Raw genomic sequence first — 14,380 nt, 5'->3', positions numbered from 1 at the left:
GTCGCGGTACCACCTGGTGATCGACGCGATCAACAACGCCCGGCGGCTGCCGGCCGGTGCCAGCGAAGTCAAGGCCTGGTGCGAGGCGCAGCTGGCCAAGCACGACAAGTACGTGGTCGAACATCTCGAGGACATGCCCGAGGTCCGAGACTGGTCGCTCGGCGACTGGGCCGAGCACTGACCGACGAGTCGTGCACTGGCCGATGCGATGGACACGGCGTAAGAGACGGTCTTACACGGCTTCAGGCGGTCGTCACGCGGAGCCCGCGGTCGGTGAAATGCGCGGCGGCGGCAGCCAGTTGCTCGGCCGTGGGCGGCACGGTGTCGGCCAGCGGGTAACGCAGACCTAGCTCCTTGTATTTGGCTATGCCCAGGCGGTGGTAGCCGAGGATGTCGACCTGCTCGACCACCCCACCGTGTTCGGTGTTGCCCCACCGGGCGGCCAAGTCCGCGATGCCGGCGATGTTGTCGGGGTCGTCGGTCAGGCCGGGCACCAGCACGAACCGGATCCGCATCCGGTTGCCTCGAGCGGCGAGCCGGTCACCGAAGGTGATGGTCGGGTGGAGGGCAACACCGGTCACTTTCCGGTACGTCTCCGGGTTGCTCGACTTCACGTCGAGTAGTACCAGGTCGGTGTCGTCGAGCAGTTGGTCGCTCGCGCGGGCGCCGAGGAACCCCGCGGTGTCCAGCGCCGTGTGCATGCCTTCCTGCTTGCAGCGGCGCAGGTACGCCTCGACGAAATGGTTCTGCAGCAGTGGTTCCCCGCCGGAGACGGTCACACCGCCACCGGACGCGGTGATGAACGCCTTGAAGGTCAGCATCTTCGCGACCAGGTCGTCGACGGTCACGTGCTGGCCGTTACGGCCTTCCCACGTGTCCGGGTTGTGGCAGTAGAGGCAGCGCAGGTGGCAGCCGGCGAAGAAGGTGACGAACCGGGTTCCGGGGCCGTCGGCGGCGGTGACGACGTCCCACGAGTGCACGGAGGCGACCAGCTCGCCGTGCGGTGCCGGGTGTGCCCCGACCGGGGTGATGCCCAGGTCGGGACGGTGGATCACGGCGCCGTTCACAGCGAACCGTGGAAGGTGCGGGAGATGACGTCGGCCTGCTGTTCCTTGGTCAGGCGTACGAAGTTGACCGCGTAGCCGGAGACCCGGATGGTCAGCTGCGGGTAGTTCTCCGGGTGCGCCATCGCGTCCTGGAGGGTGGCCCGGTTCAGCACGTTCACGTTCATGTGGAACCCGTCGGTCGCGGTGTAGCCGTCGAGCACCCCGACCAGGTTGCGGACCTGCTCGGCACGGCTGTTGCCCAGACCGTTCGGCGTGACGGTGGTGGTCAGCGAGATGCCGTCCTGGGCGTGCTCGTACGGCAGCTTCGCCACCGACAGCGCGGCGGCGACCATGCCGTGCTTGTCGCGGCCGTTCATCGGGTTCGCGCCCGGCGCGAACGGCTCGCCGGCGCGGCGGCCGTCCGGGGTGTTGCCGGTGTGCTTGCCGTACACGACGTTCGAGGTGATCGTCAGCACCGACTGGGTGTGCACCGCGTTCCGGTACGTCGGGTGCTTTCGGATCTTCGCCATGAACGACTCGACCAGCCCGACGGCGATGGTGTCGGCGCGGTCGTCGTTGTTGCCGTACGTCGGGAACTCTCCGTCGACGGTGTAGTCGACGGCCAGGCAACGCTCGTCACGGACCGGCCGCACGGTGGCGTGCTTGATCGCCGACAGCGAGTCGGTGGCCACCGACAGGCCGGCGATCCCGCACGCCAGAGTGCGCAGGACGTCGGTGTCGTGCAGAGCCATCTCGATGCGCTCGTAGGCGTACTTGTCGTGCATGAAGTGGATGATGTTGAGCGCGTTGACGTAGGTGGCGGCCAGCCAGTCCATCATCGTGTCGAACCGCTCGGCCACCTGCGTGTAGTCGAGGACCTCGCCCTCTATCGGCGGCAGGGCCGGGCCGATCTGAGCGCCGGAGTTCTCGTCACGGCCGCCGTTGATCGCGTACAGCAGGGTCTTGGCGAGGTTGACCCGGGCGCCGAAGAACTGCATCTGCTTGCCGACGGCCATCGCCGACACGCAGCAGGCGATCGCGGTGTCGTCGCCGAAGCGCGGGCGCATCAGCTCGTCGGACTCGTACTGGATGGCACTCGTGTCGATCGACACCTGCGCGCAGAAGTCCTTGAAGCCCTGCGGCAGCTGCGGCGACCAGAAGACGGTCAGGTTCGGTTCCGGTGCCGGGCCCAGGTTGTAGAGGGTCTGCAGGTAACGGAAGCTGGTCCGGGTGACCAGCGGCCTGCCGTCGGTGCCGATCCCGCCGATCGACTCGGTCACCCATGTCGGGTCGCCGGAGAACAGCTCGTCGTACTCCGGAGTGCGCAGGAACCGCACGATCCGCAGCTTGATCACGAAGTCGTCGACCAGCTCCTGGGCCCCGCTCTCCGTCAGCCGGCCCTCGGCGATGTCGCGCTGCAGATAGACGTCGATGAACGTGGAGGTACGGCCGAGCGACATCGCGGCGCCGTTCTGCTCCTTCACCGCGGCCAGGTAGGCGAAGTACAGCCACTGGATCGCCTCACGGCCGGTCGTCGCCGGGCCGGAGATGTCGGATCCGTAGGAGGCGGCCATCTGCTTGAGCTCGGCCAGGGCGCGGATCTGCTCGGACAGTTCCTCCCGGCGGCGAATCGTCTGCTCGGTCATGTCGCCGGTGGCGCAGGCATCCTTGTCGGCCTGCTTCGCCGTGATCAGCTGGTCGACGCCGTAGAGAGCGACCCGGCGATAGTCGCCGATGATCCGGCCACGGCCGTACGCGTCGGGCAGGCCGGTGATGATGTGCGACTTGCGGGCGGCCAGGATGTCGGGGGTGTAGGCGTCGAATACGCCGGCGTTGTGGGTCTTGCGGTATTTGGTGAAGATCTCCGCGATGGCCGGGTCGGGCGCGTACCCGTAGGCCTTCAAACCGCCCTCCACCATCCTCCAGCCGCCGTTGGGAATGATCGCGCGGCGCAGCGGCGCGTCGGTCTGCAGCCCGACGATCAACTCGTTGCCCTTGTCGATGTAGCCGGGCTGGTGGCTGGTGATAGTCGACGGGGTGCCCGCGTCGACGTCGTAGATGCCGCGTTCCCGTTCGGCTGGGAACATCGCCGACAGCTTCGCCCAGATGCCGGCGGTCCGCTCGGTCGGGCCGGCCAGAAAGGACGCGTCACCGGCATACGGCTCGTAGTTGGCCTGAATGAAGTCGCGCACCGCGATGCCGGTGCGCCACACGTCGCCAGCGAACCCCCGCCAAGGGTCCATACCGGTCGCGGTCGCGTCCAGGACGGATGCACTCATTGTCAATCTCCCCAGGTCGTGTGCTGAAGGGGCCGGTGGGTAACCGGCGGATCGCCCGGCCGTGGCCCGACGGGAGTTCGTGGCTGCGTCCACCGGTTGCTGTTTCGACCCGTTCCGGTGAAACCTGAGCCCGCAAGGGCTGGCCCGAGCGGGTCGCGAGCCGCCGCAGCCACGGTGAGTGATGCTCGCATCACTGTCTCCTTCACGGCGGGCCAGGCTCCCTGATGCGGTTGATGTCTTGACCCGACTACGGCCGCCTCACCTTCAGGATCTCCGGCCAAAGTCATGCCGCCTAGGGTCTTCAGGCCCGGATCGCCGCCACGATCACGGGGCATCCCGGATTCGCCCACGGCTACCGATTCGCTGATCCGCGGTTCGGTAGCCCGGATGTGTCAGTGCGGGTGCTCACCGAGCAGGCGGGTGGCCAGGACCGCTGCCTGGGTCCGGCGCTCCAGGCCGAGTTTGGCCAGGATGCTGGACACGTAGTTCTTGACCGTCTTCTCGGCCAGGAACATCCTGCCGGCGATGTCCCGGTTGGTCAGGCCTTCGGCGATCAGCTCGAGGATCTTGCGTTCCTGGTCGGTGAGCCCGGCCAGTTCGCGGGGCTGTTCCACACCGTGGCGGATGCGTTCGAGCACCCGCTGGGTGATCGCCGGGTCCAGCAGGGACTGGCCTTCGGCCACGCGACGGATCGCGTCGACCAGATCGTTACCCCGGATCTGTTTCAGAACGTATCCGGACGCGCCGGCCATGATCGCGGCGAACAGTGCTTCGTCGTCCTCGTACGAAGTCAGGATCAGGCCCTTGATGGTCGAGTCGACCGCTCGCACGTCCCGGCAGACGTCGATGCCGCTGCCGTCGGGCAGCCGGCCGTCGAGGACGGCGACGTCGGGACGCAGTGCCGGGATCCGGCGTGTCGCCTCCTGTGCCGAGCCGGACTCGCCGACCACCTCGATGTCGCCGCTGGCCTGCAGCAGATCGATGAGACCGCGGCGAACCACCTCGTGGTCGTCGAGCAGGAATACACGAATCATGGGGATCTTCTTACCGTCCAGCGACGGGCCCGGCAAAAATGGGCCGCAAGGTAGGCGGCGTCGGTGGGCACGGCGCGGGAGCAGGGTTGACTGTGACGTTACGTCACAGCAGACACTGACCTGGTGCGCATCGCAGAGCTGGCGGACCTCACCGAGACGACCGTCCGGACGATCCGCTACTACCATCAGATCGATCTCCTGGCGATCCCGGAACGCCGGAACGGCCACCGCGACTACGACCTCTCGCATCTGGCCCGGCTGGTACGGATCCGGTGGCTGACACAGGCGGGGATCCCGCTGGCCACAATCGCCGCGATGCTCGACCCACCGGGCCCGGTGGTAGACGCGACACAACCGGCTCTGGCCGATCTACAAGCCGCCGTCACCGCCCTCGACGAGGAGATGCAACGGCTGGCGGACCGGCGTGGCCGGCTGCTGAACCTGATTGGCGCCGCCGAACGCGGCGGGATCCTGTCGCCGATGCCGGAAGCGATGGTGCGTTTCTACGATCAGATGCACGAACGAGCCGGGGATCCGCAGACGCGTCGGGTGATCCGCCGGGAACGCGACTTCATGGAACTCGCGTTCTACCGCGGTGACATGCCACCGCAATCGGCGGCCGTATACGAGGGGTTCACCGAGGCTGCCTTCGCCGAGAGCTCGGCGCTGTTCGGCCAGATCGCCGAGCGGGTCCAGCAGGGCGATCGTCTGGAGCCGCTGGAGCTGGACCGGGTCGCCGACGCGGTCGTCGCCCGGGTCACCCGGCACGTCGGCGCAGACCTTCACGGTCTCCTGAAGGGCATCGACCTCGACGTTGCCGGCCGTGCCGTCGACCTTTACGTCCGGCTCGCCGACCCGGCACAGCGGCCTATCGCCCAGGTGATCGGTGACGCCGTTCTGACCATGATCGAGAAAGGGCAGGGAGCATGACGGACACGGTCATCGACACGGGCACGCTGGTGAAGCGCTTCGGCTCCTTCACCGCCGTCGACCACCTCGACCTGCAGGTCGCCCGAGGCGAAGTACACGGATTCCTCGGCCCCAACGGGGCCGGCAAGTCGACCACCATCCGGGTGCTACTCGGCCTGTACCGGGCCACCGCCGGCCGGGTTCGGGTTCTCGGCCTCGACCCGGCGACCCATGGCGCCGCGGTCACCTCCCGAATCTCCTACGTTCCCGGCGAGGTCACCCTGTGGCCGAACCTGACCGGACAACAGGTCCTCGACGCGTTCGCCGGTCTCCGTGGCCGCCGCGATGAAGCAGCTGAACAGCGTCTGGCTGCCGCCTTCGCGCTCGACACCCGCCGGTCGGTGCGCACCTACTCCAAGGGCAACCGGCAGAAGGTCGCGCTGGTCGCCGCGTTCGCCGCCCCGACCGATGTGCTGATCCTCGACGAACCGACCTCCGGGCTGGATCCGCTGATGGAAGAGGTGTTCCAGCAGTGTGTCCACGACGCGGTCGCGGCCGGGCGCACGATCCTGCTGTCCAGCCACATCCTGGCCGAAGTCGAAGACGTCTGTGACACGGTGACCATCATCAAGGACGGCCGGCTCGTCGAATCCGGACGACTGGCCGACATGCGCCACCTCGCAGCATCCACCGTAACCGCCCGTTTGTCCTCCGGGCACGCCGACACTGTCGTGCAACGGCTGCACCGGACCGGCGTGACCGTCACCACCGACGGCGGCATCCTGCGCACTGCCGTTCCCCGCCCTCTGGTGCCCGCCGTTCTGGGCGTACTGGCCGAAGCCGGCGCCGACGACATCACCTGCACCCCGGCGAAGCTGGAGGACCTGTTCCTGCGCCACTACGAGGTGGCGGCCCGATGACGCTGACCCGGCTACTGGTGCTCCGGAACCGGCTGCTGCTGACCTGCTGGCCGCTCACGCTGATAGGTCTGTGCTGCACGCTGTCCACCTACGAACAGACCTATCCCACCGCGGGGCAGCGCCGGACCGCCGTCGAACTCGCCCAGTTGAACCCCGGAAGCACCCTGTTGTACGGGCGGCTGCCGGATCCCGGCGCTGCCGCGCAGATGTTCGCCTGGGAGATCGGCGCGTTCGTCACCATCCTCGCCGCAGTCATGGCGGTACTCACCGCGGTGGCGGTGACCCGCGCCGCCGAGGACGACGGGTCCCTCGAACTGCTGCGCGGCTGCGGTGTCACCGTGCTGCGGCCGCTGTACAGCGCGCTGACCATTCTGACCGGAGCGGCGGTGCTGCTGACGGCCGGTTGTGCCGTCGCGATCACGGTCACCGCCGGGCAGTCCGATGGGGTGAGCGTGTCCGGCACCGTGATGTTCGCCGCGGTCGTCGGGGTGACGTTCCTGACCGTCTCCGCCGTCACCGTACTGGCGGCGCAGGTCGCGCCGAGTGCCGGTCAGGCGCGGCTGTGGGGTTTCGGGGCGCTGGGGGTCGCCTTCGCAGTCCGGGCGGTCGCCGACACCCAGCAGGTCGGCTGGCTCAACTGGGTGAGCCCGCTCGGGCTACGTGCGGTGGTCGAGCCGTTCACCGTCGACCGCTGGACGGCTCTGCTCCCGGGGCTGCTCACCGTGCTGGTCCTGGTCGTCCTCGCGGTGCTGGTGGCAGCGCGACGGGAGTTCGGGGCCGGTCTGCTACGGCGGCGCGACGCCCGCAACGGCCGGTTGCGGGTGCATGGCATGGTCGGGTTGCAGGCACGGCTGGCGCGTCCGTCGTTGCTGGTCTGGACGGTGACCGTCGCCGCCATAGGTACCCTGTTCGCCGCGATGGGCTCCGGAGCCGTCGAGCAGCAACGCGACGGTGAGGTCGGCGGGTTTCTCGGCGCCCAACTCGGAACCGGGGATCCGGCCGCCGGATACCTCGCTTACCGGGGCACCGTGATCGGGATCGTCGTGTCCGTCTTCGCGATCCTGTCCGTACTGGCCGCAAGACATGCCGAGGACACCGGTCTGACCGGACAGGTCCTGGCCACCGGTGTACGCCGGTGGGCGCCGATGGCAGCGCAGGCCGCGGTCGCCGCCGCCGGATGTGCGGTCGTCCTCGCCGTGACCGGTGTGATCACCGCGGTGATCACACCGATGTTCCTCGACGGTGACGACATCGCCGCCCGCAGCCTCGCCTACGCCCTCGGTCAGTGGCCGACCGCGGCGGCGATGATCGGTTGCGCCACCCTGCTGATCGGTGCGCTGCCCCGCCTTGCCGCACTGGCGTGGCTGCCCCTGGCCGCCAGCAGCCTGCTCGCCCTGCTCGGTGACCTGCTCGGTGTACCCGACCGGATTCAAGACCTAGGGTTCTTCCAGCACGTTCCCGACATCGCCGGCGTCGACCGGCCGGTCGGCCCGCTGCTGTGGCTCGCCGCGGCGGGCACGCTGCTGGTACTGGCCGGGTCAGCCGGCGCCGCCCGTCGTGACCTGCGGGCTGGCTGACCCGCGAGAGGGCCGGCCGGCGACCGGGTTCTCAGGTCACTGCTGCGACTGGTCGTGGCCGGTTCCGTGGAAAGCGGCGCGCATCAGCTCCTGCATGTCGTCAAGCATCGGCATCCGCGGGTTCGCCGGCGCGCACTGGTCCTCGTAGGCGTTCAACGCCTGCTGCGGCAGGGCGGCCAGGAACGCCTTCTCGTCGACGCCGAGCTGCGCGAACGAGGCTTCGATTGCGACCGCGGCCCGGAGCCGTTCGACCGCTGCGGCGAGGGCTTCCACGGCTTCGGCGGGGGTACCGGCCGGCAGGCCGAGCATGCCCGCGATTTCTGCGAATCGTTGCGGCGCCCGGTAACTCTCGTACTTCGGCCAGCCGGACAGCTTCGACGGCGGGGTCCCGTTGTAGCGGATCACGTGCGGCAACAGCACCGCATTGGTCCGACCGTGGGCGATGTGGAACGTGGCGCCGAGAGTATGCGACATGGCGTGCACGATGCCGAGGAACGCGCTGCCGAACGCCATCCCGGCGATGGTGCCGGCGTTGTGCATCCGCTCCCGGGCCTCGATGTCGCCGTGCACCACCGACTGTTCCAGGTTGGCGAAGATCAGCCGGATGGCGTGCAGGGCCAGGCCGTCGGTGAAGTCGTTGGCGTAGACCGACAATCCAGACATTCGGTAGCAGCGGTCCATCGAAGCTCGTGTCGCAGCCGCGGGTTCCCGAACAGCGATCCCGTGCGCCGGGCGGCCATACCAGCCGAACGATCAGAATCACAGGAGTCACCGCCAGAGCGGTGCTACCAGTCGTATACCGAACCGTACTGGAAGGACCCGACCCGACGCACCCTACGAAGCCCCGAATCGATCTTCAAGGCCCTACATCAAAGCCAAATGTCGTACCCACCGGCTACGGTCGACGTCATGATCGACATGGGGTGGGTGACGGTGTGAGCCTGGAGTGGGAGACGGTCGAGGAGCTGGGTCTGCGGAAAGCGTTCGGCAAGCTCGCCGACGTGTTCGTCGCCGCCGGCGAGCAGCAGCGGCTCGCCTTCGCCGACCAGGTGCAGGACCGGATCCTGGCCCGTCCGAACGGGTTGTCGTTCGACCGCGACCCGGCGCCCCTGCACGTGTTCGCCACTCTCGCCTGCATGCCGTCCACTGCCCGCGTCGTCGCCCTGCTGACCCGGGCACAGCTGCGCACCGCATGGAACTCCGCCGTCCACGACCCTGAACCTTTGCTGCGGGTCCTCCGGGCCCGCGCGCTGCCGTGGCTGGGCGAGCTCGCCGTCCGGCTCACCGAGCGCCTGCCGGCCCGCGGCGGCGGCTGGTGGCTGACCTCGGCGCTGCTGCTGGAGTCCGGTGCGGTGCCACCGGTCACCGAAGGCGTCGTGCGGGGCTGGCTCAGGGACCTGTTGCGGCCCCGCGGGCTTGTGCGGCACCCGCCGCTGGCGACCCGGTTGCGCGACGACCCGTGGCTGGACCTGCTGCTACCCGCCGTCTTCGAGATCGACGGCCTGGGTGACGCGGCGGCCCAGCAGTCCTGGGACACGACCGCCGACCGCGACGATCCCCGGCCGGTCCTGCCCCTCGTGGTGGCCGAGCTGGTCGCCGAGGGCCGCCTCGACCGGCGCCGGATCCTGGCCGCCACCGTCGACAGGCTCGCCCGCGGCGACCGGACGGCGGCCCTGAGGCCCTTCGTGGTGCAGTTCGATACCCTCGCACCCACCGTCGACGAACTCGCCGGCTTCCTGCCCGAGCTCACCCGGATCCTCGCCGAGGCCCCGCCGGCGGTCGCCGGAGTCGCGCAGCGGGCCCTGCTCGCCGTCGACGCCGCCGGCCGGCTCGACCTCGACACGCTGATCGAGGCGAGCGAGGGCGCCCTTCGCCGCCCGGAGAAAGCCTTCGTGAAAGCGCAACTGACCTGGCTGGGTAAGGTGGCCGCCCGCGAGCCGGGCCGGGCCGGTGAGGTGCTCGAGACGGCCGCCGCCGCGTTCGAACACCCGGCCCTCGACATCCAAGACCGAGCCCTGGCGACGATCGCACGCCACCGCACCCGCCTAGACACCGCCACCACCGCCCGGCTTGCCCAGGCCGCTACCGTGCTCACCGGTGACGTCGCCGCCCGAGCGGCAGCACTGTTCGAGCCTGCGCCGGCCGCCACCCCCTCACCCGTCCAGGCCCCGCCGTCGTCGGTGCCCGTTGCCCGGCCGCCGGCAGGGATGCCGGCGCTGCCTTCACCGCCACCGCCGGCCATGTTCCCGCCGCCGATCACCGACGTTGCCGAACTCGCCGAGGAGATCGTCGCGATCGTGCACGACGAGTCGGCGGTGCGCTGGGAACGGGTACTCGCCGGGCTGGTGGGTCTCGGTGCCACCGTCGCCCGCGACGACCTGGCGGCGGCCCTCGACCCGGTACTGAAACGATGCTCGGCACAGCTGTGGGTCGGCCCGCTGCGCCACCAGGCGCCGGCCGGTTTCCTCGGCGAGGTGATCCAAGCCGTCCTGCGGCCCGACCAGCGCGGCCCCGGCTGGGCACGGATGACCGAGGCCGTCCGCGCGGCCCGGGACGGCGGGCCCGTCCCCGCGAACACACCGGTGCTGCCGACCGGCCCGGACGGCGTGCTGCCGCTGCGCGTCTGCGAGATCGCGATGAACATCGCGGCCACACCGGTCCCGATGCTGGTGTCCACCCCCACCCACGTCGACGGCAACCTCGACGCCGAGACGCTGTTCGACCGGCTGTGCCGCGCCGAAGCCGACGGCTGGCAGCCCTGGCAGCTGGACCTGGAACAGGCGCTGCTGCGGACGCCCCGGACCGTCGCCGGCGACCTGGCGGCCCGGGCGGCGAGGCTGACCAGCCCCGCCGGCCACCGGTTCGCCGCTTGGATCACCGCCGGCGGACTGCCCGACCCGATCAGCACCCGCTGGGAACAACGCTCCGGGCCGACGTTCCGTCTCTCCGCCACGTCACCGTTCGCGCCACGCCGGGTGCTGGCCAACCTCGCTCCCACCGCCATGCGCGACCTACGCCTCGAACCCCGGCTCGTCACCCTGACCCACCCACCGGAGCCGGACTGGTTCGCCCGCGAACCCACCCTCGCCGCCGACCTGCGCACCATGGTGCTGCCCCACCACCGTGAAGTGATCGCGGCGTGGGGACTACCCCGGATTGCGGCCCTCGCCGACCTCGACAATCGTGGCGAAGCCGGCCTGCTGCCGCTGCTCGCCACCGCCGGCGGCCCACCCGGCCCGGCGATGTCGCTCGCCGTCGCCTACGGGCTGGGAGCCCGCCACGACACCGACCGGGTCGCCGCCGTGGACGCGTTCCTGGCGCTGGCCGCCGACTCGGCCCCGTTCGCGGCCCGGCTCGGCGCCGACCTCGGCGACCTGTGCGGCGACGGCACCGTCAAACTGACCCGGGTGGTGCCCGGCCTGGGCGACGCCCACGCCGCGGGCGCGTCCGCCGCGGTGTGGGAACTGCTGACGGGAGCCGTTCCGGTCCTACTCGCACCGGCGCCTCGCGGGCTGCCGGATCTACTCATGCTCGCCGCACAGGTCGCCTCGGCGGTCGGCGCACGACAGCAGATTCCCGGGCTGGCCGAGGTCGCCCACCGTGGGGGTGGCACCCGGCTGGTACGCGAGGCGAAACGCCTCCACGACGCCCTGCACTGCTGACCCGCTGCCGCTCGCCACGACCGAGGCGGCCGGCGCAGGGCCGTGCTCCTGCTGCGAGCCGTAATCGCGAACGGCGATTTCCCGCCTACTGGAAGTTTCATGTCCAGCAAGAACACCAACGCACCCACACCAGCCGCTACCAGGACCGATACGACCTGGCGGCCCGACCAACATCGAGAAAGCCACTCAGGAAGAAACACACCCCGGGCAGGGCGGGCCCAGCAGCCTCACGAACCGCCACGGCTGGCTGGTATGCATCGAAGCGGCGCGGACACCTGGCGAAGCGGTGGCCGGGCCGGTAACACCACTGCCCGGCCACCGACACCCGCACGGGGGCCTTCGCGGTCACCGTGACGACCGGGGTCACATCCTTCGGCGCCCGGGTCGTGGCCTTGTGCGCCCTTAACGTCTGCCCGTACTCGTCGGCGAAACAGATCCACGCGCCGCTCCTGGCGGCGACCCTTTCAGCGACGGCCACTGATACCCGCCCCAGTGGGCGATTGCGTCCTCGTCACGTTCGCTCGCCCAGTGAATCGGCATCTGCGCGGTGTAGCCGAGGCGGCGCATGGCCTGCCAGGCGGTGGTGATCGAGACCCGCAGGTGAAACATCGCGGCGATCAGCGCGACCACCCGGGCCAGGGTCCACCGCTGGTCATCGCCGTACCCGGCCGCCGCCGGCCCCTCACCGAGGCGCTGCTTCAACCGCGACAACTGCTCATCAGACAACCGCGGTTCCGGCCCCGGGGCGCCCTTGCTGGCCAGCGCCTCGGCACCCCCGCAGGCCCAGGCCCGCCGCCACTGGTACACCGACTTCGACCATCGCCAGACCGCATACCACCAGCACAACTGATCCCAACCGGAACCTTCGATCCCTCAGAAGAGTCACTTTTGGACCCGATCGAGACCTCGACCCTGATAGGTGTCTAGCCGATCAACCGAACAGCTGCGAGCCGTACTTGGTCACCACGAGCAGGGCCAGGAGGAGCAGCCAGATGGTCACCGCGATGGCGTCCAGGTCAGCCTCGATCGCAGACTTTAGCGTCGAACGCAGCCGGGCCGGGACGGGTAGGTTGCCGTCACGGATGTTGACGTGGGTAAGGGTGGTGAACACCAGGGTGGTGGAGACCGTGACCAGCAAGCACCACGGGCACAGCGCTCCGATATGCGCGATCGACTGGTAGAACAGCCAGTACGCGAAGATTACCCCGAGGGTGTAGACGACCTGCGCGGCGAACATGAACCAGCGCGGGAACCGCACACCACCGAGGCTGGCGACCGCAATGGTGATCACGACCGGTTCGGCGACCAATCCGAGGAACGCGTTCGGGAAGCCGAACAGTCCCGCCTGCCAGGAGGTGGCGACGGCGCCGCAACTGATCACCGAGTTGATGTTGCAGGAGAGCGCGGTGTCCGGGTCTGCGGCCAGGCGGACTGCGTCGATCGACAGTACGAACGAGGCGAGCAGGCTCAGGCACGCGGAGAACAGCATCGTGCCGAAGATCCAGACGTTGGAGTGCCGTGCCTGCCGAAACCCGGCCAGGATGACGCTCACTGCTGACCTTTCGCCGCAATGACCGCCTGAGTGAGTGCGCCGACGGTGTAAAGGTCACCCTTGAAGACTTCGCCGTTGATCTTCACGGTGGGTGTGCTGGAAATTCCGGTGTCGAACACTGCCTCGGTGGATTTCGCGATCCATGGTTCGAAGATGTGATCGTCGAGGACGTCGACGACGTCCTGCGGTACACCTGCCTGCTGAGCCAGTTCGGCGATCCGGGCATTCGACAGGCCTTCAGTGCCTTCCTGCGGCTGATTGTCGAACAATGCCTCATTGAAGGCTGCCGCCTTCTCCGGCGCCCGGTCGGCGACCGTGGCGACCGCATTCGCTGCGCGGGTGGAGTACCGTGACCCCTCCGACATCCGGTCCAGGAACGACAGAGGATACAGCTCCAGCCGTACCGTGCCATCAGCCATCAGCTTGTCGAGTTCGCCGCTGTTGGCCTGCTCGAACCGGCCGCAGAACGGGCACATGTAGTCCAGGTACACCTCCAACCTCACCGGTGCGGCTGCCTGTCCGAGTACCAGCGCCCCGGCCGCGGTGGCGCTTTTCGGAGCCACCAGCGCACCCGAGCTGGTTGCGGGATCGCGGTCACCTACCGCATTCACCACGGCCACTACAATCGCGACAAGCAGAACCACGATGACCGTGATGCCTCCCACGACCAGCGGCCGGCGCTTCCCCCGCTGCTCGGCGATCGCTGTCTGCGCCTTGCGGAGGTCCCTGGACCGGTCTCGTGCCTGCTTCCCCATGGCGTCATCCCCTCAGCCACCAACACCCCCGAGCGTTCCCGCGCCTCGAGTCAGTTCGGGTGAGGTGACGGCTCCGCACAGGGCCTTTTCACTGTTCAGCGTGGCTGATACGCCGACGGCCAACAAGGCAAAAGGCCCTTATTCGGCGGGACCGTTGGTAGTAGATCACCCGTGCACGCTCCCACCGCCACGCCGAACCCTCATCCAGGTGGTGCTCAACCCCAGCGCGGCAACGTGGCCCGCGTCTACCTGCCGCCGGACGCGAACACCCTGCTGTCGGTCGCCGACCACTGCTTCCGCTCCCGGTCGTACGTCAACCTGATCGTCATCGACAAGCAGCCGCAGTTGCAGTGGCTCGACATGGATCAGGCGATCGAGCACTGCCGCAAGGGCGCCGGCATCTGGGAGTGGGCCGGCACCGACGACGGCGACCGTGACCCGGACATCGTGCGGCCTCGGATAGTGTCATCAGCGACGGTGACGGTGCTGGAAGCCCGGCCACATCCGCTGTGACGCTGCCAGCCATTGCTGCGGCGCTCTCGCTTCCTCGGGGGTGCGGCGCCGGACGCCTTTTTGTCGGCCGTCCCTACGGTCGGCATGCAGACCCCTCCGCCGGTCGCAGAATCCGGCGGACCGAAACGAGGAG

General features: G+C 69.1%; 12 protein-coding genes and 1 pseudogene. 6 read left to right on the top strand and 7 right to left on the bottom strand.

Going from position 1 to position 14,380, the window contains the following annotated elements; all coding sequences use genetic code 11:
• The coding region (locus tag BC793_RS48015; protein WP_146246806.1) for a phosphoketolase family protein at positions 1-181 on the top strand (181 nt) is incomplete at its 5' end.
• A 61-nt stretch (positions 182-242) separates the two neighbouring features.
• On the opposite strand, the gene pflA is transcribed toward BC793_RS48015, so the two are convergent.
• The 3 genes from pflA to BC793_RS48000 all read right to left on the bottom strand — a co-directional run bounded on the left by pflA (position 243) and on the right by BC793_RS48000 (position 4,359).
• Positions 243-1,067, bottom strand: coding sequence for a pyruvate formate-lyase-activating protein (gene pflA, locus BC793_RS48010; protein ID WP_239170756.1), 825 nt, complete (start codon positions 1,065-1,067; stop codon positions 243-245).
• Positions 1,064-3,325, bottom strand: coding sequence for a formate C-acetyltransferase (pflB, locus tag BC793_RS48005; protein ID WP_109603333.1), 2,262 nt, complete (start codon positions 3,323-3,325; stop codon positions 1,064-1,066). The genes pflA and pflB overlap by 4 nt, the downstream gene beginning before the upstream one ends.
• Positions 3,326-3,717: 392 nt before the next feature.
• Positions 3,718-4,359, bottom strand: a complete 642-nt coding sequence (locus BC793_RS48000) for a response regulator (protein ID WP_109603335.1) — start codon at positions 4,357-4,359, stop codon at positions 3,718-3,720.
• A gap of 123 nt (positions 4,360-4,482) precedes the next feature.
• On the opposite strand from BC793_RS48000, the gene BC793_RS47995 reads away from it, so the two are divergent.
• Genes BC793_RS47995 through BC793_RS47985 form a run of 3 tightly spaced genes read left to right on the top strand, consistent with a single transcriptional unit; the run spans position 4,483 to position 7,765 of the window.
• Positions 4,483-5,289, top strand: a complete 807-nt coding sequence (locus BC793_RS47995; protein WP_109603332.1) for a MerR family transcriptional regulator — start codon at positions 4,483-4,485, stop codon at positions 5,287-5,289.
• The gene (locus BC793_RS47990; RefSeq protein WP_109603331.1) at positions 5,286-6,188 is read left to right on the top strand and encodes an ABC transporter ATP-binding protein; all 903 of its coding nucleotides are present in this window, start codon (positions 5,286-5,288) and stop codon (positions 6,186-6,188) included. Before BC793_RS47995 ends, BC793_RS47990 begins: the two co-directional genes overlap by 4 nt.
• Complete coding sequence (locus tag BC793_RS47985) at positions 6,185-7,765, top strand: hypothetical protein (RefSeq protein ID WP_109603330.1); 1,581 nt, start codon at positions 6,185-6,187, stop codon at positions 7,763-7,765. The genes BC793_RS47990 and BC793_RS47985 overlap by 4 nt, the downstream gene beginning before the upstream one ends.
• A gap of 36 nt (positions 7,766-7,801) precedes the next feature.
• Here BC793_RS47985 and BC793_RS47980 read toward each other — a convergent pair whose 3' ends face one another.
• Positions 7,802-8,428, bottom strand: a complete 627-nt coding sequence (locus BC793_RS47980) for a bifunctional acetaldehyde-CoA/alcohol dehydrogenase (protein ID WP_239170757.1) — start codon at positions 8,426-8,428, stop codon at positions 7,802-7,804.
• Between the two features lie 272 nt (positions 8,429-8,700).
• On the opposite strand from BC793_RS47980, the gene BC793_RS47975 reads away from it, so the two are divergent.
• Positions 8,701-11,427: a DUF6493 family protein gene (locus BC793_RS47975; protein ID WP_211340670.1), complete on the top strand. Its 2,727-nt coding sequence runs from the start codon at positions 8,701-8,703 to the stop codon at positions 11,425-11,427.
• 402 nt (positions 11,428-11,829) lie between these two features.
• Here the strand turns inward: BC793_RS47975 and BC793_RS47970 are convergent, their stop codons facing one another.
• From BC793_RS47970 to BC793_RS47960, 3 genes are all read right to left on the bottom strand, one after another.
• Positions 11,830-12,234 (bottom strand): winged helix-turn-helix domain-containing protein, encoded by a 405-nt coding sequence (locus BC793_RS47970; RefSeq protein ID WP_239170758.1) that lies wholly within the window; start codon positions 12,232-12,234, stop codon positions 11,830-11,832.
• Between the two features lie 124 nt (positions 12,235-12,358).
• Positions 12,359-12,979 carry a vitamin K epoxide reductase family protein gene (locus BC793_RS47965; RefSeq protein WP_203896684.1) on the bottom strand — a complete coding sequence of 207 codons (621 nt, stop codon included), beginning with the start codon at positions 12,977-12,979 and terminating at the stop codon, positions 12,359-12,361.
• Positions 12,976-13,734 carry a DsbA family protein gene (locus tag BC793_RS47960; protein WP_109603327.1) on the bottom strand — a complete coding sequence of 253 codons (759 nt, stop codon included), beginning with the start codon at positions 13,732-13,734 and terminating at the stop codon, positions 12,976-12,978. Before BC793_RS47960 ends, BC793_RS47965 begins: the two co-directional genes overlap by 4 nt.
• Positions 13,735-13,968: 234 nt before the next feature.
• On the opposite strand from BC793_RS47960, the pseudogene BC793_RS47955 reads away from it, so the two are divergent.
• Positions 13,969-14,184 (top strand): annotated as a pseudogene (locus BC793_RS47955) (phosphoketolase family protein); the annotation flags it as partial.
• Positions 14,185-14,380: the final 196 nt, after the last annotated feature.

The organism is Actinoplanes xinjiangensis, from assembly GCF_003148685.1.
Taxonomy (GTDB): domain Bacteria; phylum Actinomycetota; class Actinomycetes; order Mycobacteriales; family Micromonosporaceae; genus Actinoplanes; species Actinoplanes xinjiangensis.
The sequence above is the reverse complement of the archived record's forward strand: the minus strand, read 5'-3'. Positions and strand labels throughout refer to the sequence as shown.